The organism is Pseudoalteromonas sp. UCD-33C (assembly GCF_001306895.1).
Taxonomy (GTDB): domain Bacteria; phylum Pseudomonadota; class Gammaproteobacteria; order Enterobacterales; family Alteromonadaceae; genus Pseudoalteromonas.
In genome coordinates this window covers 357,013-378,380 of record NZ_LJTB01000001.1, presented here as the reverse complement: position 1 = coordinate 378,380, position 21,368 = coordinate 357,013, and the positions used below count along the sequence as shown (strand labels likewise).

Here is a 21,368-nt window from a genome sequence, read left to right as displayed (position 1 = left end):
TGTTCATTTATGTCATTATTACTAGATGCAATTAAACAATCTGATCAGCACGCACAAACTGCCGTTGATCATGACCAAGCCGCACTTGCGCTCAAACAACAGCAAGAATTAACACGGTATCGACGCTTAGCTTTTTCATTTGGGCTATTACTGGCGGCAATATTGACGCTTATGGCAGGATTTTCGATTGGTAAATGGTTACAACAAACTAAACCTGCTGCTGAGCAGCCAAAGCTTGTTAATAACAGCAATGAAACCACAGAAAGCGTTGCCACTGAGGCTCAGGCAAGTCCTGAAACACAGCAACCCGCTAAGCAACAGCAAGTAGCGCAAAGCCAAAACCCGCAAGCGACCAATAACCCAGCCCAAGTAACAACGATGCAACAAGGGCAAGTGCAACAATCTGTACCGCAACAAATGATGCAGCAGGTGCCAGTGCAAGGTCAGCAATATCAGTGGGTACAAGTTCCGGTAAATTCAGCCCCTATGTATGCAAATCAAGGTTATCAAGTACAACCTCAGTACCAGCAACAAGCTGTGTATCAAAATCAGCCAGTGTATCAATCACAGCCACAGTTTTCGCAGCCAATGCAACAAATCAACCCGCAGCAAATGAGCAGTAATGGCATTGATTTAAGTAAATACAAGGTGCTAGGCAAGCCACTTAATGGTCAGCCAACTCAACCAGCTTCTCAATCATCAACAAATGATGAGCTCAAAGATGTACCAGATACATTGAAAGATGCTTTTGCTAAAGCGGTTGAAGATGTTGATAACAAACATAGTGTTGATATTACCCGTAGCACTAAAAATACGTCTTATGCAGAGCCAATTGAGCTCTTGCCTGATGCATTACAAAGTCTCATTCCTACCATTAAATACCAAGCGCATATTTATGCTTCAGAAACATCGAAGCGTTGGATAAAGTTAAATGGTCGTGAGTTATACGAAGGCGATAACATAGGTGTGTTATCAGTCATTGAAATCACTCCAGAGCAGAGCTTATTAAGCTACGATGGGTATGAGTTTACTTTAAAAGCATTACAAGACTGGCCTGAGTAGCCAGTCTTTAGTTTAAGGGCTAAGGTAGAATAGCACTTTTAAAAAAGCGGATCAGGTCGATGTTAAAGTCTCTCGGCCTGACTGCTGATTCTAAGCTATCGTGACAACGGCTGTTAGCCAAATCAATATCTTGCACTTCGGTATAGCGTGCATGTTTAGCGTTATAAAACACTTTCACTTGAGGTTTTAAAGGACTTGTAGGGTTACTGTGTGTGACCAAACCTAATTTTTGGCTTTCAAGTTTAACTAAGGTACCAACCGGGTGAACACCGATGCACTGAATAAACTTAGTGACTAGATCTCCGTCAAAGCTATCTGGGCAGCCATCTTTGAGTATTTTAAATGCTTTAATTGGCTCCATTCCTGCTTTGTAGACCCGCTCAGCGGTCAATGCATCATACACATCAACAATTGAAGCCATGCGTACGTACAAGCTTATCTCGTCACCACTTTTACCAAACGGGTAGCCACTGCCATCTAAACGTTCGTGATGGAACCCTGCTATATCTACAGCAATCCCGCTCAAGCCTGCTTGCTCTAAAATTTCTTTACTGAAACGAGCATGATCTTGAATAGCTTTGTACTCTTCATCTGTTAACTTGCCAGGCTTATTGAGTATCTCATCGGGAATATTTATTTTTCCAATATCGTGAAGTAAAGCACCGGTCGCAAGCTCTTCAATAATGGCTTTTTCAATACCTAAGTGCTTAGCAAAAATACTCATCAAAATTGATACATTGATAGAATGCTCAAGTAGGTAAGCATCTTTTTCACGCATTCGAGTGATACAGGCAAGCGCATCTTGATTACGAAAAACTGAATCAATAAAGCCACTTGCGAGTTCTTTAAAAGGGGCAATATCAATTTTGTTGCCATCGCGGATATCGTCAAAGGCTTTGCTTTGCAATGATCTTGCTTCGTTATATAAGCTGTTTGCTTTGCCCATTTCTGCAGACACACTGTGAGTAGTGTGCCAAGGGTCAAAAGCGCTAGTCTCGCCAACAGGTTGCGGATTATGTTGCTGCTCAACCACTTTATTCTCACTGTCTAAGGTCAGTGTTTTGTCTGGGTCTATCGCTATTTCTAATATGCCAGCCTTGATCAGCTTGTCTATGCTTCCCTGTGTTTTTACCCAACCTTGGTTTTTTATACGGATCTTGCCTTTTTGTTTTGTCACACTTTGGACAAACATGCCGGGCTTAAGTTGATTGATAGGGAGTGTTTTCAAAGCCTTTACTTCTAGTCGAATACATTACTATAAAACTAGCAGAAAATTTGTAGCTCGGTAAATAAGAATAGTAAAAAGGTATCTGTAAAAATCAAAAGCCCCCGCAAATGCGAGGGCTTTTAAGTAGCTCAGGAAAGTTTAATTTCCTTTAACTAATACGATTACTCGTCGTCTTCAACTAAGGTCATTAGTGATGTGTTACCACCTGAAGCGGTTGTATCAACACTGATTGTTTTCTCAGTGAGTAAGCGCTTGATTAGCGTGTCATAGTACTCAGAGCTGATCACTGGCAGGATTGCACCTTTACGTTGTGCTAGCTGCTGGCTAAAGTAGCCTAAGCGTGATGAACGAGCTGCAACAACCGCACCTGCAAGGTGAGGGTGCGCCAAGATAGCTTGTAACTGATTAGGTTTAGCTACTTGGAATACACCTTCAGCGATACCTGTTGAGATAAACTTGTCTCTGAATGCAACTGCTTCGTCAAAGAATAACTCAGAAGCAACCGTGATTACCGTGTTACCAGCAGCAAGTGCTGTGATAATCGAAATTGCCCAGAAGTTAAATGACGTACTCTTATCTGCATAACAAACTACACAACCACGAGGCTCTAGGTGTAGTGTATTTGACTCACCCGTTGGTCCAGGCAACACAGTGTGCTTACGCATGTGTTTTTCAAGACGGTTAAGTTGCGCACGAGCATCAGCTAGCGTTAATGCTAAATCATCGGCAAGTTCGTCGATAATTTCTACAGTCGCTACTTTTGCAAGTAATTGACGTACAGCAGAAACTCGGTCGTTCAGTGGTGTTGCACGCCAGATTTTCTCGTCGCGTAATGAGTTATCCATTAGCGTAGCAACCTGCTCAGCTGCACCTGAATAGTGGTGAGTATCTAACTCATCAGGTGTTAGGTTTGTCATTTGCACGTTATCTGGTGATGCTTTTTCTTTCACTAGACGTTGTAGGTAGTTAGGGCCACCCGCTTTTGGACCAGTACCTGATAAACCACGGCCACCGAAAGGTTGTACGCCAACAATCGCACCGATCATATTACGGTTGATGTAAACGTTACCTGCACGTGACATTTTCGCTAGGTATTCACAGCGCTCTTCGATACGCGAATGCACACCCATTGTTAAGCCAAAGCCTGTGCCATTGATTTGGTCAATCACGTTATCAAGCTCTGTGCCTTTAAAGCGGATGATATGTACACATGGGCCAAATACTTCGCGCTTAAGTACAGATAAATCTTTGATTTCGTATAAACGAGGCGCAAAGAAGTAAGCACCATTTTCATTGTTATCAGGAATAGCACACTCATAGTGAAGTGTTGCATTACCTTTTAAGTATTCAACATGGTCATTTAAATTTTTCAGTGCTTTTTCGTCGATAACAGGACCGATATCAGTTGAAAGCAATGACGGGTCGCCAACGTGAAGCTCTTTTAAAGCACCTTTGATCATCTCAATGATGCCATCAGCAACGTCTTCTTGTAAGAATAATACACGCAGTGCAGAACAGCGTTGACCAGCACTTTGGAAACCTGAACTGATCACATCGTCAACAACTTGCTCTGGTAGAGCGGTTGAGTCAACGATCATACAGTTTTGACCGCCTGTTTCAGCGATAAGCGGTACTTGAATATCATTACGCGCAGCAAGTGTTTGCGAAATAACAGTACCTGTTTCTGTAGAACCTGTGAACATAACAGCTTGAATGCGCTCATCAGGAACGATAGTTTTACCTACTTCGCTACCACGAGCAATAACAGGTTGTACAACGTGCTCTGGTAAACCTACAGATAGCATCAGTTCAATGGTACGAAGTGCGATTAAGCTTGTTTGCTCAGCAGGTTTAGCAATAACTGTGTTACCAGTCACGATTGCTGCAGCTACTTGACCTAAGAAGATTGCAAGTGGGAAGTTCCATGGGCTGATACATAAGATCACCCCACGTGCTTCAAAGCGCTCATCTTCAGAAAGTTCTTCAGCGCGTGCCGCGTAGTAGCGGCAGAAATCCACTGCTTCACGAACTTCATCGATACCATCTTGGGTAATTTTACCAGCTTCTTTAATACAGATAGCAACAAGCTCATCGTGGTGACGTTCTAAGATGTCAGCAACACGACGTAATAAGTTTGCGCGCTCTTTTACAGGCGTTTGTGACCATGACTCAAATGCTTTTTCTGCATTTTCTAAAAGAGCAGTCATTTCGTCAGAAGATTGTAGTTTCACATGACCAATAATCTCTTTGTGATTTGCAGGGTTCTTCACAGGAAGAGAGCCTTCTGGCACATCGCTTAATTCAATGCGGTGCTCATCAAACCAGGTATCAAGGTTTTCTTTAAATGGTGTGATGACGTTGATATCAGTTAAGTCCATACCTTTTGAGTTAGCACGTTCTTCACCGTATAAATCAATTGGCATCTTGATTTGCGTGTTGTACTTGTTACGTAAACCTTGCAGTGTTTCTACAGGGTCAGGTAATAGTGATTCAACAGGCTTAGTCGTATCAACAATCGCATTAACGAATGACGAGTTAGCACCGTTTTCTAATAAACGACGTACTAAGTATGCAAGTAAGTCTTCGTGTTGACCCACTGGTGCGTAAACACGACATTGAATTTTCTCTTGGGTTACGATTTGGTCGAATAACGACTCACCCATACCGTGCAGGCGTTGGAATTCAAAACCTTCGTTGTCGCCTTTTGCAACTTCTAAGATTGTTGCTGCAGTGTATGCGTTGTGTGTAGCAAATTGCGGATACAATACATCGCGTGCTTCTAGAAGCTTAATAGCACAAGCTTTGTAAGAAACATCAGTGGTCGCCTTACGTGTAAATACCGGGTAATGATCTAAACCATCTTGTTGAGTGGTTTTGATTTCTGTATCCCAGTATGCACCTTTTACAAGGCGAACCATTAGTTTACGACCAACGCGACGAGCAAGTTCTGCAACCCACTCAACGACAAAAATAGCGCGCTTTTGGTATGCTTGAACTGCTAAACCAAAGCCGTTCCAGTTACCTAAATCGTCATCACTGAATACCGCTTCAATAACATCTAAAGAGATATCTAAACGGTCAGCTTCTTCAGCATCAACAGTAAAACCGATATCGTAGCTTTTCGCTGCAAGCGCAAGCTCTTTTAACTTAGGTACAACTTCAGCAATAACACGTTCGCGGTGAGTGAATTCATAGCGAGGGTGAATCGCAGAAATTTTAACTGAGATACCAGGGCTCTTGATTGGTCCACGGCCATTTGCTGCTTTACCAATCGCGTGGATAGCTGTCATGTAGCTGTTGAAGTAACGCTCTGCATCTTTCATTGTGCGTGCGCCTTCACCTAGCATATCGTATGAGTAAACGTAGCCTTTTTGCTCTTTTTCTGCTGCACGTTCAATCGCTTCGTCGATAGTACGACCCATAACGAATTGCTTACCCATGATCTTCATCGCGAAGTTCACAGATTTACGAATAACAGGCTCACCTAAACGACCAATTGTTTTCTTAAGTACACCGAATTGCTGCTCTTTTGACTTGTCGCTGTAGTTAACCATTTTACCGGTTACTAACAGACCCCAAGAAGAGGCGTTTACAAACAAAGAATCGCTGCTACCTAAATGCGAGCTCCAGTCACCTTTAGCAAGTTTGTCACGAATTAGTGACTCTTGCGTTGCTTTATCTGGAACACGTAATAGTGCTTCTGCAAGACACATTAATACAACGCCTTCTTCACTTGAAAGTGAGAATTCATTTAATAGTGCATCTACACCGCTTTGACCATCCTGATCGCGACGGATATTTAAAACCATTTGACGAGCACGTTCCCACGCTCGGCTACGCGCTTTCACGCCTACTTCAGCCAAAGGCAAAATATGATCAATAACCGCATTTTCGTCAATACGGTAGAAATCACGGATCTTTTGTCTAATTGGACATTCAGTTGTCAAATCGCCATTAAATAGCATATGTAACCCTCTGGTATGTGGAGTCTAAAAAATGAACTAATTGCATTTCTTACCATTGATATAATTCGTGCATTCTAATTAAAATCCAGCAGAATATGCTGGTTAAATTTTTCGATTTACGATAATTTACAGGGCATACCGTTAACTTAGCCGCATAAAATTCTGTTATGACCAGTCCGAATAGATTACGCATGTTAGATCGCATCGATTTAGCAATTTTAGACGCTCTGCAAAAAAATGGCAGAATATCGAACGTAAACCTCGCAAAACAGGTAAATCTGAGCCCAAGCCCGTGTCTAGATCGTGTAAAACGTTTAGAGCAAGAAGGCTACATCGAAGGCTATTACGCAAAGCTTAGCGAAGCAAAGCTTAACCAGAGCTTGTTAGCACATGTACAGGTCTCGTTGGTGACTTCGAATACATCGGTATTTAAAGTCTTTCGTGAATATATTTTAAATATTCCACAAGTAGTTGAATGCGACATGGTTGCTGGTGGCTATGACTACTTATTAAAAGTACGTGTGTCTGATATGGACGAATACCGTCAGGTGCTGGGGGATTTAGTTGATATACCAGGGGTAGGTACGCATCACACCTATATGGTGATCGAAAAAATTAAACAAGATACCGGACTAAGGTTCGATATATAGATACAAAAAAAGCACCATCAGGTGCTTTTTTATTGACTATTTAGTGGCTTATGCCCAGCCGTCGTAACGTTTACGGCGAGATAACACCACGGTTAAGATAATACCTAACAGTAAGCCGATAAATGCAATTGCGCCGCCATATGTAAGTAGCTGACGCTTCTCTTTAGCACTGGCTGTTTGCTTTGCATTGCGCTCAGACTCAATAGTGTTCTTAAGTGTTTCGATTTGCTTGCTAAGAGCTAGGTTTTGCTCTGTTAGTGATTTGTTCTGCTCTTGTAGTTGTGGCAACTCAATTTCAGCTTGGCGAAGCTGCTCTTGCATTACCGTCATGTCGTTATTCAGCGCTTGAAACTGTTGTTGAATACCCGCGTTTTCAGTAACAAATTTTGACTCAACCCAACCTTCACGATCTTTATCATCACGAATTTTAAAGTAGCCATTATCTTCACCTGACAACAACACAACTTGCGTACCTGCATCAACTGAACCCAAAATGCGGTAGTTTTTGCTTGGGCCTGAGTGCATAAAGGTATACAGGTTATCGACTATGTAGGCGGTGTTTTGGCTGTCGCTGCTTGGTGCTTCTTCTGCGTAGCTAATAAAAGAGGTGGCCGCAAGGAGCAACCCAAAAATACACTGTTTTAACATCAATCTACCTTGTTAATGTGATCTTGCCTAGAAGTGGCTAAATTTATAATTTCTTTATGTATAGAGATAGTAGGGATTTCAACTATTAATAGCAAGGCTGATATTGTAATCCGTGCGTGGGCTTAACCGTAAAAAACAGGAAAAAATTTGCATTAACAGTCTGCTTTGTTTATTTTGATCACTTATTTATTTTAAATGTACTCCGCAAAGCGAATGGATACTGAGATAGAACTGAAGTTTTTGGTGTCAGATGCCGTTGTTCCACTGATCCCCGCATTAATTACCCAATTTGCAAAAACCGTTACTAACAAACCGTCACGCAATTTACAAAATGCTTATTACGATACGCCAAGCCGAGAATTACGCGCTTTAGATATTGGCCTTCGTACTCGCTGTTGTGATGGTGAGTGTGAACAAACTATCAAGCTTGCTGGCGAAGTGGTTGGCGGCTTACATCAGCGCCCAGAATACAACTTACCACTGTCAGGTAACCGCCCTGATTTACTCGCATTTGATGCTGCTATTTGGCCGCATGGCATGCAAGTGTCTGGTATTGCAGAAAACCTATACCCAATTTTTAGCACTAACTTTATACGCCGTACTTGGTTACTCGAAACCGAAAATGGCGCAAAAATTGAAGTGGTATTAGATAAAGGTGAAGTTGCTGCCTCGGGTCAGGTTGAGCCAATCTCTGAACTTGAAATCGAACTGATTGAAGGTAGTCGTAATGAGTTGTTTGCTTTGGCAGATAAACTGGTTAGTGAAAGCCATGTTCGCTTAGGGCTTTATTCTAAAGCTGCTCGAGGTTATCGTCTTGCAGATGACAAACCATTAAAAGCAAGCAAATCAATTGGCTTTGTGCCACTAAAACGTGGTGCAACCCAAGAACAAGCTTTAGTAGAAAGCATTAACTACGCGATTCGCTTTGTACAAAAACATGAAGCCTGCTATTTCATAAAACCAAGCTTAAAAACCCTTAAGCGTGTCACAGACGGTATTCGTTTAATTCGCCATACATTTTGGCTGTTTGACGATATTGTTAGTAAAGACGATACCGACTCATTGCGTACAGAGTTAAAGTGGTTATTGAGCGAATTAGCGTGGGTTGAAAATGCTATTCAGCTAAAAACCTACACATCTAAGCGCCACGCATACTACAAAAAAATCAACAGTGCGCCTGAGCTCACACAAGTTATTAATGACCTAAAAGAGTTACAGCCAAGCATTGATGATATTGAAACTCTTTTTCATAGCACCCGATACAACCGCTTATTATTACAATTAACAACCTGGTTAATTGAAAAACAGTGGCGCAAATCATGGGGGCAGGCTGAGTTTCAGGCTGCAGAAAAACCAGTTGCCGATATTGCTAAGCGTTTATTTGCTAAAGATTGGCACGACATGCACGAGCTTATTCCTGAGCAGCAAGTGTTTACAGATAAAGACTATTTGGCACTACGCACCCGCCTTGAAAATTCATTACTCAGCGGCAACTGCTTAGGCGCTTTGTTCGATAAAGAAGATAGAAATGAGTTCCGTATGCCGTGGGTTGATATCTCCCATGGTATTTATGAGTTAAGCACCCTTGAGTACTTAAAGCAGTTATGTGCAGGACAAGATGACTTAGAGCTGACAAAAATTCAATCATGGCTTGATCAAAAGTCAGAGTTTTTGGTTAGTGCGATGGAGCAAAGTCGCCACGCGTCATTTAATACAGACCCATATTGGTTTTAAATAAATGCGCTTGTGCCTATGGATAGGGTTAGCATGTTTGAGTCTCTCGGCAGTAGCTAACCCTATTGAATGGCAAACCTACAAACAGCAAGACGGCATAAAGGTTAGCTATAAAAAGCACGAAACTGGTATTATAGAAATTAATGCTTCTGTGCTGGTAAAAAATGCCAAGGCCAGTGATTTTATGGCATTGCTCAGTGATACCGACAACGCCGCAAACTGGCTCGAAAATGTCAAAAGCGTGACGCTAATGGAGCGCTTAAGCCCTTCAGAAACCCTTGTTTATACCCACTTTAACTCGCCTTGGCCGGTGTCAGATAGAGATTTAGTCAGTTACTCTTGTTATCACGCTTTAGATGAGCACAAAACCGAGTTACAAATCAAAAGCCAACCTTATGCAAAAGCCGAAGTCTCTGGCGTTGTGCGTATTAAAGACCTCACCGCCTATTGGCGTTTAGAGCAGCAACAAAGTAATTTGTTGGTCAGCCATCAAGCCTATGCTGATCCAAGTGGTTCAATTCCGCATTGGTTAAGTAACAAGGTATCGCTAAAAAGCGTTTATAAAACGCTACAAGCACTGAGAGAACAATTAACTAATAATCAGTTCTCCCGCGCAAACACCAGCAGTATTCCAGGTGATTGCTAGCGTTTAATCAAGCGTATTTGGGTGACAGAGTAAGAATTTATTATTATGATCAGGCTAATTCTGAGCGGGTAGGTAAAAAATGAAAGAACCAAAAATTCCCCTAGTTAATAAGCCAAATGGTATTGGCTTTGGGCGTATTTTAAAAGCAACCAAGTGTTCTATTAAAGGCTTTAAAGCGGCATTTAAAGAAGAGTCGGCATTTCGTTCTGAAATCTATTTAGGGGTGTGTTTATTACCCTTGTCAGTGGTTCTTGCGCAGTCATTAAATCATTGGTTAGTGTTGTTTATTCCTTACTTGTTATTATTAATTGTTGAGTTACTGAACTCGTCGATAGAAGCGCTCACTGACCGGGTAGGGATTGAGTATCATGTATTATCGGGACGAGCTAAAGATATGGCTTCTGCGGCAGTGACATTGAGCTTGCTAATTCTAGCCTTAGTTTGGGGTGTCGCAGTTTACGAAAAGATAGTTACCTACCTTTAAAACAGACATAAAAAAAGCGCCAAAAGGCGCTTTTTTCATTTTATCAAACCTATTACAGGCCAGCAGCTGAACGAAGTGCGTCTGCTTTGTCTGTACGCTCCCAAGGGAACTCATCACGACCGAAGTGGCCGTATGCCGCAGTCGGTTGATAGATAGGACGCTCAAGATCAAGCATTTGGATTAAGCCGTAAGGGCGTAGGTCGAAGTGCTCACGTACTAATTCAATTAGACGCGCTTCTTCTAATTTACCTGTACCAAATGTTTCGATGCTGATAGATGTTGGCTCTGCAACACCGATAGCGTAAGAAACTTGTAGCTCACATTTGTCAGCAAGGCCAGCAGCAACCACGTTTTTAGCAACGTAACGAGCAGCATATGCAGCTGAACGGTCAACTTTTGATGGATCTTTACCAGAGAAAGCACCACCACCGTGACGAGCCATACCACCGTATGTATCAACGATTATTTTACGACCTGTAAGACCACAGTCACCCATTGGGCCACCGATTACGAAACGGCCAGTTGGGTTGATGAAGAACTTAGTTGCGCTTGAGATTAGCTCAGCAGGAAGAACCGGCTTAATGATAGTTTCCATTACCGCTTCAACTAAGTCGTTTTGTGAGATTGAATCACAGTGTTGAGTTGAAAGAACAACTGCATCAATACCAACAGGCTTGCCATTTTCGTATGCAAACGTTACTTGAGATTTTGCATCTGGGCGTAACCAGTTAAGCTCACCGCTTTTACGAACTTCAGCTTGGCGCTGAACTAGACGGTGCGAATAAGTGATAGGTGCAGGCATTAAAACATCAGTTTCATTACATGCGTAACCGAACATTAGACCTTGGTCACCAGCGCCTTGCTCTTCAGGGCGAGCACGGTCAACACCTTGGTTGATGTCTGGAGATTGTTTACCGATAGTGTTTAGGATTGCACAAGAGTCAGCATCGAAACCCATGTCTGAGTGCGTGTAACCGATTTCACGTACTGTTTTACGTGTGATTTCTTCGATATCAACCCAAGCGCTAGTTGTGATTTCACCACCAACCATCACCATACCGGTCTTAACGTAAGTCTCACATGCAACACGGGCATGAGAATCTTGTTCAAGGATAGCATCTAGAACCGCGTCAGAGATTTGGTCCGCGATTTTATCCGGATGACCTTCAGAAACAGATTCAGAAGTAAATAAATGTTTTGCCATTGTATTTCTGCTCACAAATATTGCGCTTCACAAACGTCGGTAATAGCGCTAAAAAATTAAGGGGCGTATTTTATCTAAAACAAATATGTTTGCATAGTAATTTTACGCCTAGACGTCTATTTAAAATTACTAATAACGTATTGTTCTTAACAAACGCCCATAATTGGTGCATTTAATGCGGATTTTTAATTGCACTGTACCCTTACAATAAGTAAGAATGGGGCTTCATAAACAACCAGCGCAAATACATAAAGGTAGGAGAATTCATGCCATCACGCAAAGAACTTGCAAATGCTATTCGCGTCTTATCAATGGACGCAGTACAACAGGCCAAATCTGGTCACCCTGGCGCCCCTATGGGCATGGCAGATATCGCAGAAGTACTATGGCGCGATTATCTAAAGCACAATCCAACGAATCCAGAGTGGGCAGACCGAGATCGATTTATTCTTTCGAATGGCCACGGTTCAATGCTGATCTATTCTCTACTGCACTTAAGTGGCTATGACTTACCACTAGAGGAAATTAAAAACTTCCGTCAAATGCACTCAAAAACACCAGGTCACCCAGAGTATGGGTATGCACCAGGTATTGAGACTACTACGGGTCCATTAGGTCAAGGGATCACAAATGCAGTGGGTATGGCAATTGCCGAAAAAGCGCTAGCTGCACAGTTTAACCGTGAAGGTCACGATATTGTTGATCACTTCACGTATGCATTCATGGGCGATGGCTGTTTAATGGAAGGTATTTCACACGAAGCCTGTTCATTAGCCGGTACATTAGGCCTAGGTAAACTAGTTGCGTTTTGGGATGACAACGGCATCTCAATTGATGGTGAAGTAGAAGGTTGGTTCAGCGATGACACACCAGCGCGCTTCAAAGCATACGGCTGGCACGTAGTAAGCGATGTTGATGGTCATAACCCTGATGCAATTCGCGCCGCTATCGAAGAAGCGCGTAGCATCACTGATAAGCCATCATTAATCTGTTGTAAAACAGTGATTGGCTACGGTTCACCTAACAAATCAGGTAGCCATGATTGTCACGGTGCACCACTAGGTGAAGACGAAATTAAAGCATCTCGTGAATTCCTAGGTTGGACTGGCGATGCATTTGAAATCCCAGCTGATATCTACAGCGAGTGGGATGGCAAAGAAAAAGGTAAGCAACTAGAAGCCAGCTGGGACGAAAAGTTTGCAGCATACGCAAGTGCACACCCTGAACTTGCTGCTGAGTTTAAACGCCGTACAAATGGTGAGTTACCAGCTGATTGGGCTGAAAAGTCACAAGCTTACATTGAAGAGCTACAAGCAAACCCAGCAAACCCAGCAACACGTAAAGCATCACAAAATGCATTAAATGCGTTTGGCCCGTTACTACCAGAATTCATGGGTGGCTCTGCTGACCTTGCAGGTTCTAACTTAACACTTTGGGATGGCTCAAAAGGCCTAGAAGCAAACGATGCTAGCGGTAACTACATTTTCTACGGTGTACGTGAATTTGGTATGTCAGCGATTATGAATGGTATTGCATTGCACAAAGGCTTTATTCCATACGGTGCAACATTCCTAATGTTCATGGAATACGCACGTAACGCAGTACGTATGGCGGCATTAATGAAGCAGCCAAGCATCTTCGTTTACACACACGATTCAATTGGTTTAGGTGAGGATGGCCCAACGCACCAACCGGTAGAGCAAATTGCAAGCATGCGTTTAACGCCTAATCTAGTGAACTGGCGCCCATGTGACCAAGTTGAGTCAGCGATTGCATGGCAACAAGCAATTGAGCGTAAAGATGGCCCAACATCACTGATTTTCACTCGCCAAGGCCTTGAGCAACAAACGCGTACTGCACAGCAGTTAGCTGATGTGAAAAAAGGTGGTTACGTACTTAGCTGTGACGGTGAGCCAGAGCTTATCCTTATTGCAACAGGTTCTGAAGTACAGCTTGCACAAGATGCCGCAGCAGAACTGCGTTCACAAGGTAAAAAAGTACGTGTGGTATCTATGCCTTCAACTGATTTATTTGATGAGCAAGACGCTGCGTATAAAGAAAGCGTATTACCAGCAAGCGTAACACGCCGCGTAGCAATCGAAGCGGGCATCGCAGACTACTGGTACAAATATGTAGGCCTAAACGGCGCAGTAGTTGGTATGACGACATTCGGTGAGTCAGCACCTGCAGGCGAGCTATTCAAGCACTTTGGTTTCACTGTTGAAAACATCGTAAACAAAGCAAACGCCTTGTTCTAAGCTTTAGCCGCTAAAACTTAAAAGCCCGCCCTGTATAACCACAGCGCGGGCTTTTTTATTCCCCCGTAGGTTGAGTAGAACGGAGTGAAACCCAACGCACTAAGAGCTGGTAGCTTTCAGCCATCAGCTGTCAGTTTTAAATACCTCACTGTAAGCGTGAAATTTATTTCGCGTGAAAGTTATGCTTTTTGATTGAATACCAGAAGCCAAATTTAAGTTTTTAAGATGAGGGTTATGCGCCAAAAATTGGATTCACATCCATACTTTTGTGGAGGATACGAATGATCTCGATATTTTGACTGCCGATTTGACGATAAAAGATTACGTGGCTTCCTTGTGGGAATTTCCTATAGCCATCGTGAATCTCGTCACAGGCTTTACCAATGTCAGGGTTTTCGGCTAACAGCCAGAATGAGTCATCAAATTGTTTTAGATAAATGTTTCGCTGTTCACGACCCCAGCGTCGAGAGGTAAACAAGGCTACATCTTTTAAATCAGATTTTGCCTTGTTAGTTAATTGAAAGGGCTTCATTTTCTTTCTTCGTTGTCTAACTCATTGATAAACGAATCAAGGTCATAATCCGCAACTCCACTATTTTCACCTTCAACAAGTAATTGGCGTAAAGTGTTCATTTTCGTCTCCTGGCTTTCAAGTAAACGTAAAGCGGAGCGTATGACTTCACTCGCCGAGCCATAGCGACCACTTTGAATTTGATTTGCTATAAAACTGTCAAAATGGTCACCCAAAGTAATACTAGTGTTTTTAGCCATGATTTAGCCCTTAATACCAATAGATACCTAATTATGGTATCAGTTGAGCTTGGATGCAAGGTATGTAACAAAGCGTTCAAGCCATATTTTTGAACTCAAACTAAAGTAAGAAGGATGTGCTTATCATGCTGATACTCGTGCTAAAGCACGACCTACCACAATTGCACCTTCGGCTTAAAACTGACAGCTTACAGCTAGCCCGACTTGATTATTTCTCACCCAGCTCCCCTTGAATGCTAAACCGACAACTGGCACTGTCTGTAACTTAATAATAAAACAACAGGAGTGAGGATGTCTCAGTTTGATAATGTAAGTGTGCTGAAAAAAGCCAATGTGTATTTTGACGGTAAAGTGTCTAGCCGAACAGTGGTATTTGCTGATGGCAGCACGAAGACGTTAGGCTTTATGCAACCAGGTGAGTTTGAGTTTGCTACGAGCAAAAAAGAATTGATGGAGCTTAACGGTGGCAGTTGGCAAGTGCTATTACCCGGTGAGAGCGAATGGCAAACAATGCAAGCTGGAGAGTCATTTACCGTTGATGCAAATGTTACCTTTCTAGTAAAGGTCAGCGAATTTGCTGATTACTGTTGTTCGTATAGTTAATGAGCAGTTGTTAACCTCTCTGAAAAGCCCGTGTGATGCGGGCTTTTGCATATTTTATCCGCAACGCATGATCTAAATCATCTGTGGTTACAATCAATTACTAATTATCTGCAATTTTGGCTTGTGTTAATTCAATTCGCCCCCAATACTAACTGTGAGGTAACAAGAAAAAAGGATACCCTATGAAGATTAATATTTCTGGTCATCATGTTGACGTTACTGAGGCTGTTAGAGCTCATATCAACGAGAAGTTCTCGAAAATTGCTAGCCATTTTCCATCATTAATATCACTCGATATTATTCTTTCAAAAGAACACAATAAATATCAGGCTGAGATTAGTACAACCTATGAAGGCGCACGTTTATCAGTAAAAGCTGAAGATGATGTGATGTACCCAGCTATCGCAGGTGCTGCAAAAAAACTTGATGCATCACTAAAACATCGTAAAGGGCAAATGAAAGCCAAACTACACGAAAAGCCGGTCAGTACTACACCGGAAATTGCCCACGAAATCATCCAGGAAATGAACCTGAACTAATTACAGAACGCTAGCCTAAGCGGCTAGCCTTAAAACTAAATCTGAAAAAGCCAACCGTTGCGAAACGCTTGGCTTTTTTGGTTTTAATATTTAACTATTAGCCGTCAGCCGTCAGCCGTCAGCCGTCAGCCGTCAGCCGTCAGCCGTCAGCCGTCAGCCGTCAGCCGTCAGCCGTCAGATTGAAGTTCTAAAAGTTAGTGAGTTAGAAAGAGTAAAGGGGAAAGTTTGCGATATACGAGACGTTTTAACGCTGAACAAAAATGGAGATATTAGATATCAGTCGTTAGAAGTCAGATTAAAAAAACCAACGAGTAGCGAGTTACTTGACACAAGTGGTAGGTAGTCTAGTGTTGCTAACTTGCTAACTTGCTAACTTGCTAACTTGCTAACTTGCTAACTTGCTAACTTGCTAACTTGCTAACTTGCTAACTTGCTAACTTGCTAACTTGCTAACTTGCTAACTTGCTAACTTGCTAACTTGCTAACTTGCTAACTTGCTAACTTGCTAACTTGCTAACTTGCTAACTTGCTCTGCTTCCAATCTCACACAAAACGCTGTAAGTTGCTTGTTACTAAGAATAAAACACACAAAGCATATGCAAGCAGCAGTATCAAATTGGCAGTCTAAATTAAATGCTTTAGGGCCGGGGATTTTAATGGCTACAGCCGCCATTGGTGGCTCACATCTAGTAGCATCAACACAAGCAGGATCGTTATTCGGCTGGCAGCTATTTTGGCTAATCATTGTAGTAAACGTATTGAAGTATCCGTTCTTTCGATTTGGCATGGAGTACACGCTCGCGACTAAACAAAGTTTAGTTGAGGGCTACAAGCAAAAAGGGCCGGGGTATTTCTATAGCTTTATTGCGCTTAATATAGTCGCCGCCGTAGTGAATACTGCGGGGGTTTTATTATTAACGGCCAGCCTACTGCACTATGCATTACCTGTCACAATTTCTGTGACCTTATTATGCTGGCTGATTTTAGCTGTGTGTTTGCTTATTTTGTTGTTAGGGCATTTTAAAGCGCTCGATAATGTCTCAAAGCTCATTATGGGGCTGTTAACGGTTACAACTGTGGCAGCGTTGGTAGTGGCAATTAATAATGGTGCTATGGCGCCAGTTGACTATGTGGGTCCGTCGCCGTATGAGCTTGCTATGCTCGGCTTTATGGTCGCGCTTATGGGCTGGATGCCTGCGCCTATCGAAATATCAGCAATTAGCTCATTGTGGCTAAAAGAAAAGCAGCACCAACAACCAGTGACAAAACAACAAGGCTTGTTTGACTTTAATTTGGGCTACTGGCTTACCGCAGCACTTGCGCTCGTGTTTTTCTCGTTAGGTGTGTTAGTACAATATGGCCAAGCACAAGCTGTGCAATTAGGTGGAGTCGCTTTTGCAAAGCAGCTAATTGATATGTATGCCCTTACCATGGGCGAGTGGGCAAGACCGCTGGTTTCAGGTATTGCTTTTTTATGCATGTTTGGCACCACGCTAACTGTGCTTGATGGCTACGCTAGAACATTAAATGAGTCACATAAACTGCTACCGATTAAACAATCTAAACACAGTTTAAATATGTGGTTATTACTACAAGCATTTGCAGGTATGGCAGTGATTTTATTCTTTAAATCAGCCCTTGGCCCAATGCTTACTTTTGCTATGACCCTCGCTTTTGTAACCACTCCCGTATTTGCATGGCTGAACTTTAGTTTAGTACGCTCAGAACCCAGCATTCATCACTCACCTTTATTACGCACCCTCAGCTGGCTAGGTTTGGTTTATTTAGTGGGCTTTGCGCTGGTGTTTTTAGTTTGGAAACTCGCTTAGTTAGCGAGTTACAAGGGGAAAGAGTAAAGTTAGAGCTGTCAGATTGACAGTTAGCGAGTTACTAGGGGTAAGAGTAAAGTTTTCGAGCTGCTTGACTTAGATAGTGGCCAGTTCAGACTTTCTAACTTTCTAACTTTCTAACTTTCTAACTTTCTAACTTTCTAACTTTCTAACTCAACTCCCTAATCGCATTACTAATTCCATCTAGCGTGAGTGGGTACATGCGGTTGTCCATTAACTGCTTTATAAAATCAATTGATTGATAATAGCGCCAGTGTTCAACGGGTTGTGGGTTGAGCCAAGCGACTTTATCAAAGTGATTGGTTATGCGGTTTAGCCAAGCGCTGCCGGGCTCTTCATTCCAATGCTCAACGCTACCACCAGGGTAGGCTATTTCGTAAGGGCCCATGGTGGCGTCACCAACAAAGATCACCTTGTAGTCGCTGGTGAACTTGTTAATCAAGGTCATGGTATCAATGACGTTAGAGTGACGACGTTCGTTGTCTTGCCAAACATGCTCATACAAACAGTTATGAAAATAGTAAAACTCAAGGTGTTTAAACTCGCTGTGGGCGGCACTAAATAACTCTTCGCAGGTATGAATGTAATCATCCATTGAACCGCCGATATCAAACAGCATCAATACTTTTACCGCATTATGGCGCTCTGGTGCCATTTTTACATCGAGCATGCCGCCTTGTTTTGCAGTAGCGCGAATTGTTTCGGTTAAATCGAGAGTATCGCTGGCGCCAGTACGGGCAAATTTACGCAGTTTTTTTAGAGCAAGTTTAATGGTGCGCGAGCCGATTTCACGGTCACTATCAAGGTTTCGGTAGCTGCGTTTATCCCATACTTTTACCGCACGGCGATGTCGGTTACCGTCTTGGCCTATGCGAACACCTTCAGGGTTATAGCCATAGGCACCAAATGGTGAAGTGCCACCGGTACCCACCCACTTATTACCTCCAGCATGGCGCTTTTGCTGCTCTTCAAGGCGTTGCTTGAGGGTTTCCATGAGTTTATCAAGGCCGCCCATGGCTTGTAATTGCGCTTTTTCTTCTTCGCTTAGGTGCTTTTCAAACTCTTTGCGTAGCCAATCATTAGGCAAGTCGTGTTGCTGTTTTAAACTTTCGAGCAGATCAAGGTCGGCCACGCCACTAAAGTAATCTGCAAAGGCTTTATCAAAACGATCAAAGTGGGTTTCGTCTTTTACCATGATGGTACGCGCCAAATAATAAAACGCGTCAACGTCGGCAAAAATAACCCCTTGCTTGAGCGCATTGATCAAATCAAGTAGCTCTCGCAAACTAACAGGTAAGCGGTATTCGCGAAGCTTAAAGAAAAACGCAATCAACATCTTAACGGCGGCTCATAAACGCAAGTTTTTCGACTAAGCTAATGTCTTGCTCGTTCTTTAATAACGCGCCAAACATAGGCATTAGGCCACCTTTTTGGCTTTTATCATGCAGTGTTTTAGCGTCAATATCTTCGGCCATAAGTAGCTTTAACCAATCGAGTAATTCGCTGGTTGATGGCTTTTTCTTAATGCCGTTTACATCACGTAGATTAAAGAACACCTCAAGTGCTTGGCGTACTAAATCTTGTTTAACATGCGGGTGATGCACATCAATTATTTGCGCCATTTCTTCACTACTTGGAAAATCAATGTAATGGAAAAAACAACGACGTAAAAAGGCATCTGGCAGTTCTTTTTCGTTATTTGACGTAATGATCACAATCGGACGTTGCTTAGCAATAACTCGCTCGCCGGTTTCATAAACATGAAACTCCATTTTGTCGAGTTCTAATAGCAAGTCGTTGGGAAATTCAATATCGGCTTTGTCTATTTCATCAATCAATAGTACAGGGCGTTTGTTATGTTGTTCACCATAAGTAAAGGCTTGCCATAATTTCCCTTTTACAATGTAGTTGCTGATATCGTGCACACGCTCATCACCTAACTGGCTGTCGCGAAGGCGCGATACTGCATCATATTCATACAGACCTTGCTGCGCCTTAGTGGTTGATTTGATGTGCCATTGAATTAGCGTGGTGTCTAAGCTTTTCGCAAGCTCTTCGGCCAGCATGGTTTTACCTGTGCCGGGTTCGCCTTTTATAAGCAGCGGCTTTTCGAGCAAGATCGCTGCGTTAACCGCTTGTTTTAATGAGTTACTGGCAATGTAGTTATCGGTTGAATTAAAAAGCACGATGTCACCTTATCTGGTCTGAGCAGTGATTAATAACGTCATGATGCCATAGTTAGTCGGCGTCTGAAAGGTATGCAAAACGCGGTATCGTTTTACCCTCTACAGTGACGGTTTCTGTAAACATACTAAGCGGGCGTGCCCACATGCCAAATTCGCCGTATAGGGCTTGGTAAATTACCAGCGGCTCATTCGTTTCGCTGTGGGTAGCAACATATTCAACTTTGTATTTTGGACCTTTGTAATGTAGGTAAATACCGGGTTTGATTGTCATGTGTTTATCTCGCATCTTGGAGTCATTTGGGTATAATTGCAGTTTGCACATTTTACGCTGAAACAAACTGCATAAACTATGAATTATATTTCGTTAGATGAATACAAAAAAGCCTGGGTTTTTCGTCATAAAGATATGCCGATAAGCAGCGAAGACGCAGCGCAAATTAAACCAATGAGCGCTGAACGCGCTGCGGTTTTATGGACTACTATGGTGAGCCGCGAGCATGATCACCCTGACTTTTTTGATAAAACAGATTGGTGCGGCAAAGACGACAGCTTTTCAGAGACCATTAACTGGGAAAGTGCATGGGAAGCGGGCGATGAGCAGTTACCAGAAGAAATCCTTAACCACTTAGAGTGGGAAGCAAACACCACTGTTTATTTTTGCATGGCTCGCGACAACATCATTGAAACCAGCTTTGCTGTTTTTAAACGTTGTTGGCAAAACTTTATGTTTTTAGCTGATGGTAGTTTGCTACTAGGTAAAAAGCGTGATGCAATGGTGCAGTTTTTAGAAACTGGTAATGCAAAATTGGGTAAAAAAGGCGCAGTAAAGTAGCGCTCAATAAACGCTCTATGCTATAAAACAGTCAAGCAATTGTTTTATAAGAGCGCGCATTGTCTAAACCAACTTCACAGAGCGAACACTCGCAACAAGCCGAAATTTGGCAAACTGATGCCGAGCGAGCTTTGTATGCGCAGTTATGTAATGCATTCTATGCTCGTGAGATCCCGCGTTTAGTTGATGAACCTGATACAGCAAGGCTAAAACGTTTATTAGCAAGCCTGCCTTACTATATTGAGCGTTTAGCTATGCGTATTGTCAGTGGTGATGCGCCACTACAGCTCGATTCACAAAATGGCAGTTGGCTTGAAAAACAAAAAACAACGCCGCCTGTTTATAATAAAAAAGACTCAAAAGACTTTTATAGTCAACATGCTAAGCGCGGGTTAATTGTTCCCGTGCTAATTAATGACGAGCAATGTACAACCGTGCGCATAGACAGCTTAGATCAAGTAAGCGACAATAAGGTACATTGCAACGAGCTTGGTTGGTTTGATACTTCCGGTGAATCGCTAGAAAACACGCATATTCAATTGCTTAAGCCTGCAAAGGCGGTGATGGCTGCGGCGTGTTGCGGTCATCAATGGCAATTTAATAAACGCATCACACCTAAGCGTTTGTCATTAAGAGAAATGCTGTTAGCAAGCAATATAAATTGGCGTAATTTAAAACGCCCTTTGACTTAATTTAACCGCGAAGGAG

General features: G+C 42.6%; 20 protein-coding genes. 11 read left to right on the top strand and 9 right to left on the bottom strand.

Annotation, left to right across the window (positions count from 1 at the left end; translation table 11 throughout):
• Window positions 1-9: 9 nt before the first annotated feature.
• Window positions 10-1,062, top strand: a complete 1,053-nt coding sequence (locus AOG26_RS01600; RefSeq protein WP_054560921.1) for a general secretion pathway protein GspB — start codon at window positions 10-12, stop codon at window positions 1,060-1,062.
• Window positions 1,063-1,081: 19 nt separating this feature from the next.
• On the opposite strand, the gene AOG26_RS01595 is transcribed toward AOG26_RS01600, so the two are convergent.
• A complete protein-coding gene (locus tag AOG26_RS01595; protein ID WP_054560920.1) occupies window positions 1,082-2,290 on the bottom strand; it encodes an HD-GYP domain-containing protein in 1,209 nt (402 codons plus the stop codon).
• 161 nt (window positions 2,291-2,451) lie between these two features.
• Complete coding sequence (gene putA, locus AOG26_RS01590) at window positions 2,452-6,255, bottom strand: bifunctional proline dehydrogenase/L-glutamate gamma-semialdehyde dehydrogenase PutA (RefSeq protein WP_054560919.1); 3,804 nt, start codon at window positions 6,253-6,255, stop codon at window positions 2,452-2,454.
• Window positions 6,256-6,422: 167 nt separating this feature from the next.
• Here putA and AOG26_RS01585 point away from each other — a divergent pair, with 167 nt between their 5' ends.
• Window positions 6,423-6,905, top strand: coding sequence for a winged helix-turn-helix transcriptional regulator (locus AOG26_RS01585; RefSeq protein WP_054551119.1), 483 nt, complete (start codon window positions 6,423-6,425; stop codon window positions 6,903-6,905).
• A 48-nt stretch (window positions 6,906-6,953) separates the two neighbouring features.
• Here AOG26_RS01585 and AOG26_RS01580 read toward each other — a convergent pair whose 3' ends face one another.
• A complete protein-coding gene (locus AOG26_RS01580) occupies window positions 6,954-7,553 on the bottom strand; it encodes a TIGR04211 family SH3 domain-containing protein (RefSeq protein ID WP_054560918.1) in 600 nt (199 codons plus the stop codon).
• Between the two features lie 213 nt (window positions 7,554-7,766).
• Here AOG26_RS01580 and AOG26_RS01575 point away from each other — a divergent pair, with 213 nt between their 5' ends.
• From AOG26_RS01575 to AOG26_RS01565, 3 genes are all read left to right on the top strand, one after another.
• Window positions 7,767-9,287, top strand: a complete 1,521-nt coding sequence (locus AOG26_RS01575) for a CYTH and CHAD domain-containing protein (protein ID WP_054560917.1) — start codon at window positions 7,767-7,769, stop codon at window positions 9,285-9,287.
• A 37-nt stretch (window positions 9,288-9,324) separates the two neighbouring features.
• Entirely contained in the window at window positions 9,325-9,933 is a 609-nt protein-coding gene (locus AOG26_RS01570; RefSeq protein ID WP_054560916.1) for an START domain-containing protein, read from the top strand.
• Window positions 9,934-10,012: 79 nt separating this feature from the next.
• Entirely contained in the window at window positions 10,013-10,417 is a 405-nt protein-coding gene (locus AOG26_RS01565) for a diacylglycerol kinase (protein WP_054560915.1), read from the top strand.
• Between the two features lie 52 nt (window positions 10,418-10,469).
• Here AOG26_RS01565 and metK read toward each other — a convergent pair whose 3' ends face one another.
• Window positions 10,470-11,621: a methionine adenosyltransferase gene (gene metK, locus AOG26_RS01560; RefSeq protein ID WP_054560914.1), complete on the bottom strand. Its 1,152-nt coding sequence runs from the start codon at window positions 11,619-11,621 to the stop codon at window positions 10,470-10,472.
• A 266-nt stretch (window positions 11,622-11,887) separates the two neighbouring features.
• Between metK and tkt the strand changes: the two genes are divergently transcribed.
• Window positions 11,888-13,879, top strand: coding sequence for a transketolase (gene tkt / locus AOG26_RS01555; RefSeq protein ID WP_054560913.1), 1,992 nt, complete (start codon window positions 11,888-11,890; stop codon window positions 13,877-13,879).
• A 232-nt stretch (window positions 13,880-14,111) separates the two neighbouring features.
• On the opposite strand, the gene AOG26_RS01550 is transcribed toward tkt, so the two are convergent.
• Window positions 14,112-14,411, bottom strand: a complete 300-nt coding sequence (locus AOG26_RS01550) for a type II toxin-antitoxin system RelE/ParE family toxin (RefSeq protein WP_054560912.1) — start codon at window positions 14,409-14,411, stop codon at window positions 14,112-14,114.
• Window positions 14,408-14,650, bottom strand: coding sequence for a type II toxin-antitoxin system ParD family antitoxin (locus AOG26_RS01545; RefSeq protein WP_054560911.1), 243 nt, complete (start codon window positions 14,648-14,650; stop codon window positions 14,408-14,410). The genes AOG26_RS01550 and AOG26_RS01545 overlap by 4 nt, the downstream gene beginning before the upstream one ends.
• A gap of 291 nt (window positions 14,651-14,941) precedes the next feature.
• Between AOG26_RS01545 and ppnP the strand changes: the two genes are divergently transcribed.
• The 3 genes from ppnP to AOG26_RS01530 all read left to right on the top strand — a co-directional run bounded on the left by ppnP (window position 14,942) and on the right by AOG26_RS01530 (window position 17,621).
• On the top strand, window positions 14,942-15,253 hold the full coding sequence (gene ppnP, locus AOG26_RS01540; protein WP_054551131.1) for a pyrimidine/purine nucleoside phosphorylase: 312 nt from the start codon (window positions 14,942-14,944) through the stop codon (window positions 15,251-15,253).
• Window positions 15,254-15,435: 182 nt separating this feature from the next.
• On the top strand, window positions 15,436-15,792 hold the full coding sequence (hpf, locus tag AOG26_RS01535; RefSeq protein ID WP_054560910.1) for a ribosome hibernation-promoting factor, HPF/YfiA family: 357 nt from the start codon (window positions 15,436-15,438) through the stop codon (window positions 15,790-15,792).
• Between the two features lie 656 nt (window positions 15,793-16,448).
• Entirely contained in the window at window positions 16,449-17,621 is a 1,173-nt protein-coding gene (locus tag AOG26_RS01530) for an NRAMP family divalent metal transporter (protein ID WP_432212404.1), read from the top strand.
• A 169-nt stretch (window positions 17,622-17,790) separates the two neighbouring features.
• Here the strand turns inward: AOG26_RS01530 and AOG26_RS01525 are convergent, their stop codons facing one another.
• Genes AOG26_RS01525 through AOG26_RS01515 form a run of 3 tightly spaced genes read right to left on the bottom strand, consistent with a single transcriptional unit; the run spans window position 17,791 to window position 20,114 of the window.
• Window positions 17,791-18,978, bottom strand: a complete 1,188-nt coding sequence (locus AOG26_RS01525) for a vWA domain-containing protein (RefSeq protein WP_054560908.1) — start codon at window positions 18,976-18,978, stop codon at window positions 17,791-17,793.
• Between the two features lies 1 nt (window position 18,979).
• The gene (locus tag AOG26_RS01520; protein ID WP_054560907.1) at window positions 18,980-19,828 is read right to left on the bottom strand and encodes an AAA family ATPase; all 849 of its coding nucleotides are present in this window, start codon (window positions 19,826-19,828) and stop codon (window positions 18,980-18,982) included.
• 52 nt (window positions 19,829-19,880) lie between these two features.
• Window positions 19,881-20,114: a DUF1653 domain-containing protein gene (locus AOG26_RS01515; RefSeq protein ID WP_442960158.1), complete on the bottom strand. Its 234-nt coding sequence runs from the start codon at window positions 20,112-20,114 to the stop codon at window positions 19,881-19,883.
• 63 nt (window positions 20,115-20,177) lie between these two features.
• On the opposite strand from AOG26_RS01515, the gene AOG26_RS01510 reads away from it, so the two are divergent.
• Both AOG26_RS01510 and AOG26_RS01505 read left to right on the top strand, forming a co-directional pair.
• Entirely contained in the window at window positions 20,178-20,660 is a 483-nt protein-coding gene (locus tag AOG26_RS01510) for a DUF2947 domain-containing protein (protein ID WP_054560905.1), read from the top strand.
• 59 nt (window positions 20,661-20,719) lie between these two features.
• Window positions 20,720-21,352: a hypothetical protein gene (locus AOG26_RS01505; RefSeq protein ID WP_054560904.1), complete on the top strand. Its 633-nt coding sequence runs from the start codon at window positions 20,720-20,722 to the stop codon at window positions 21,350-21,352.
• The last annotated feature ends 16 nt before the right edge of the window (window positions 21,353-21,368 follow it).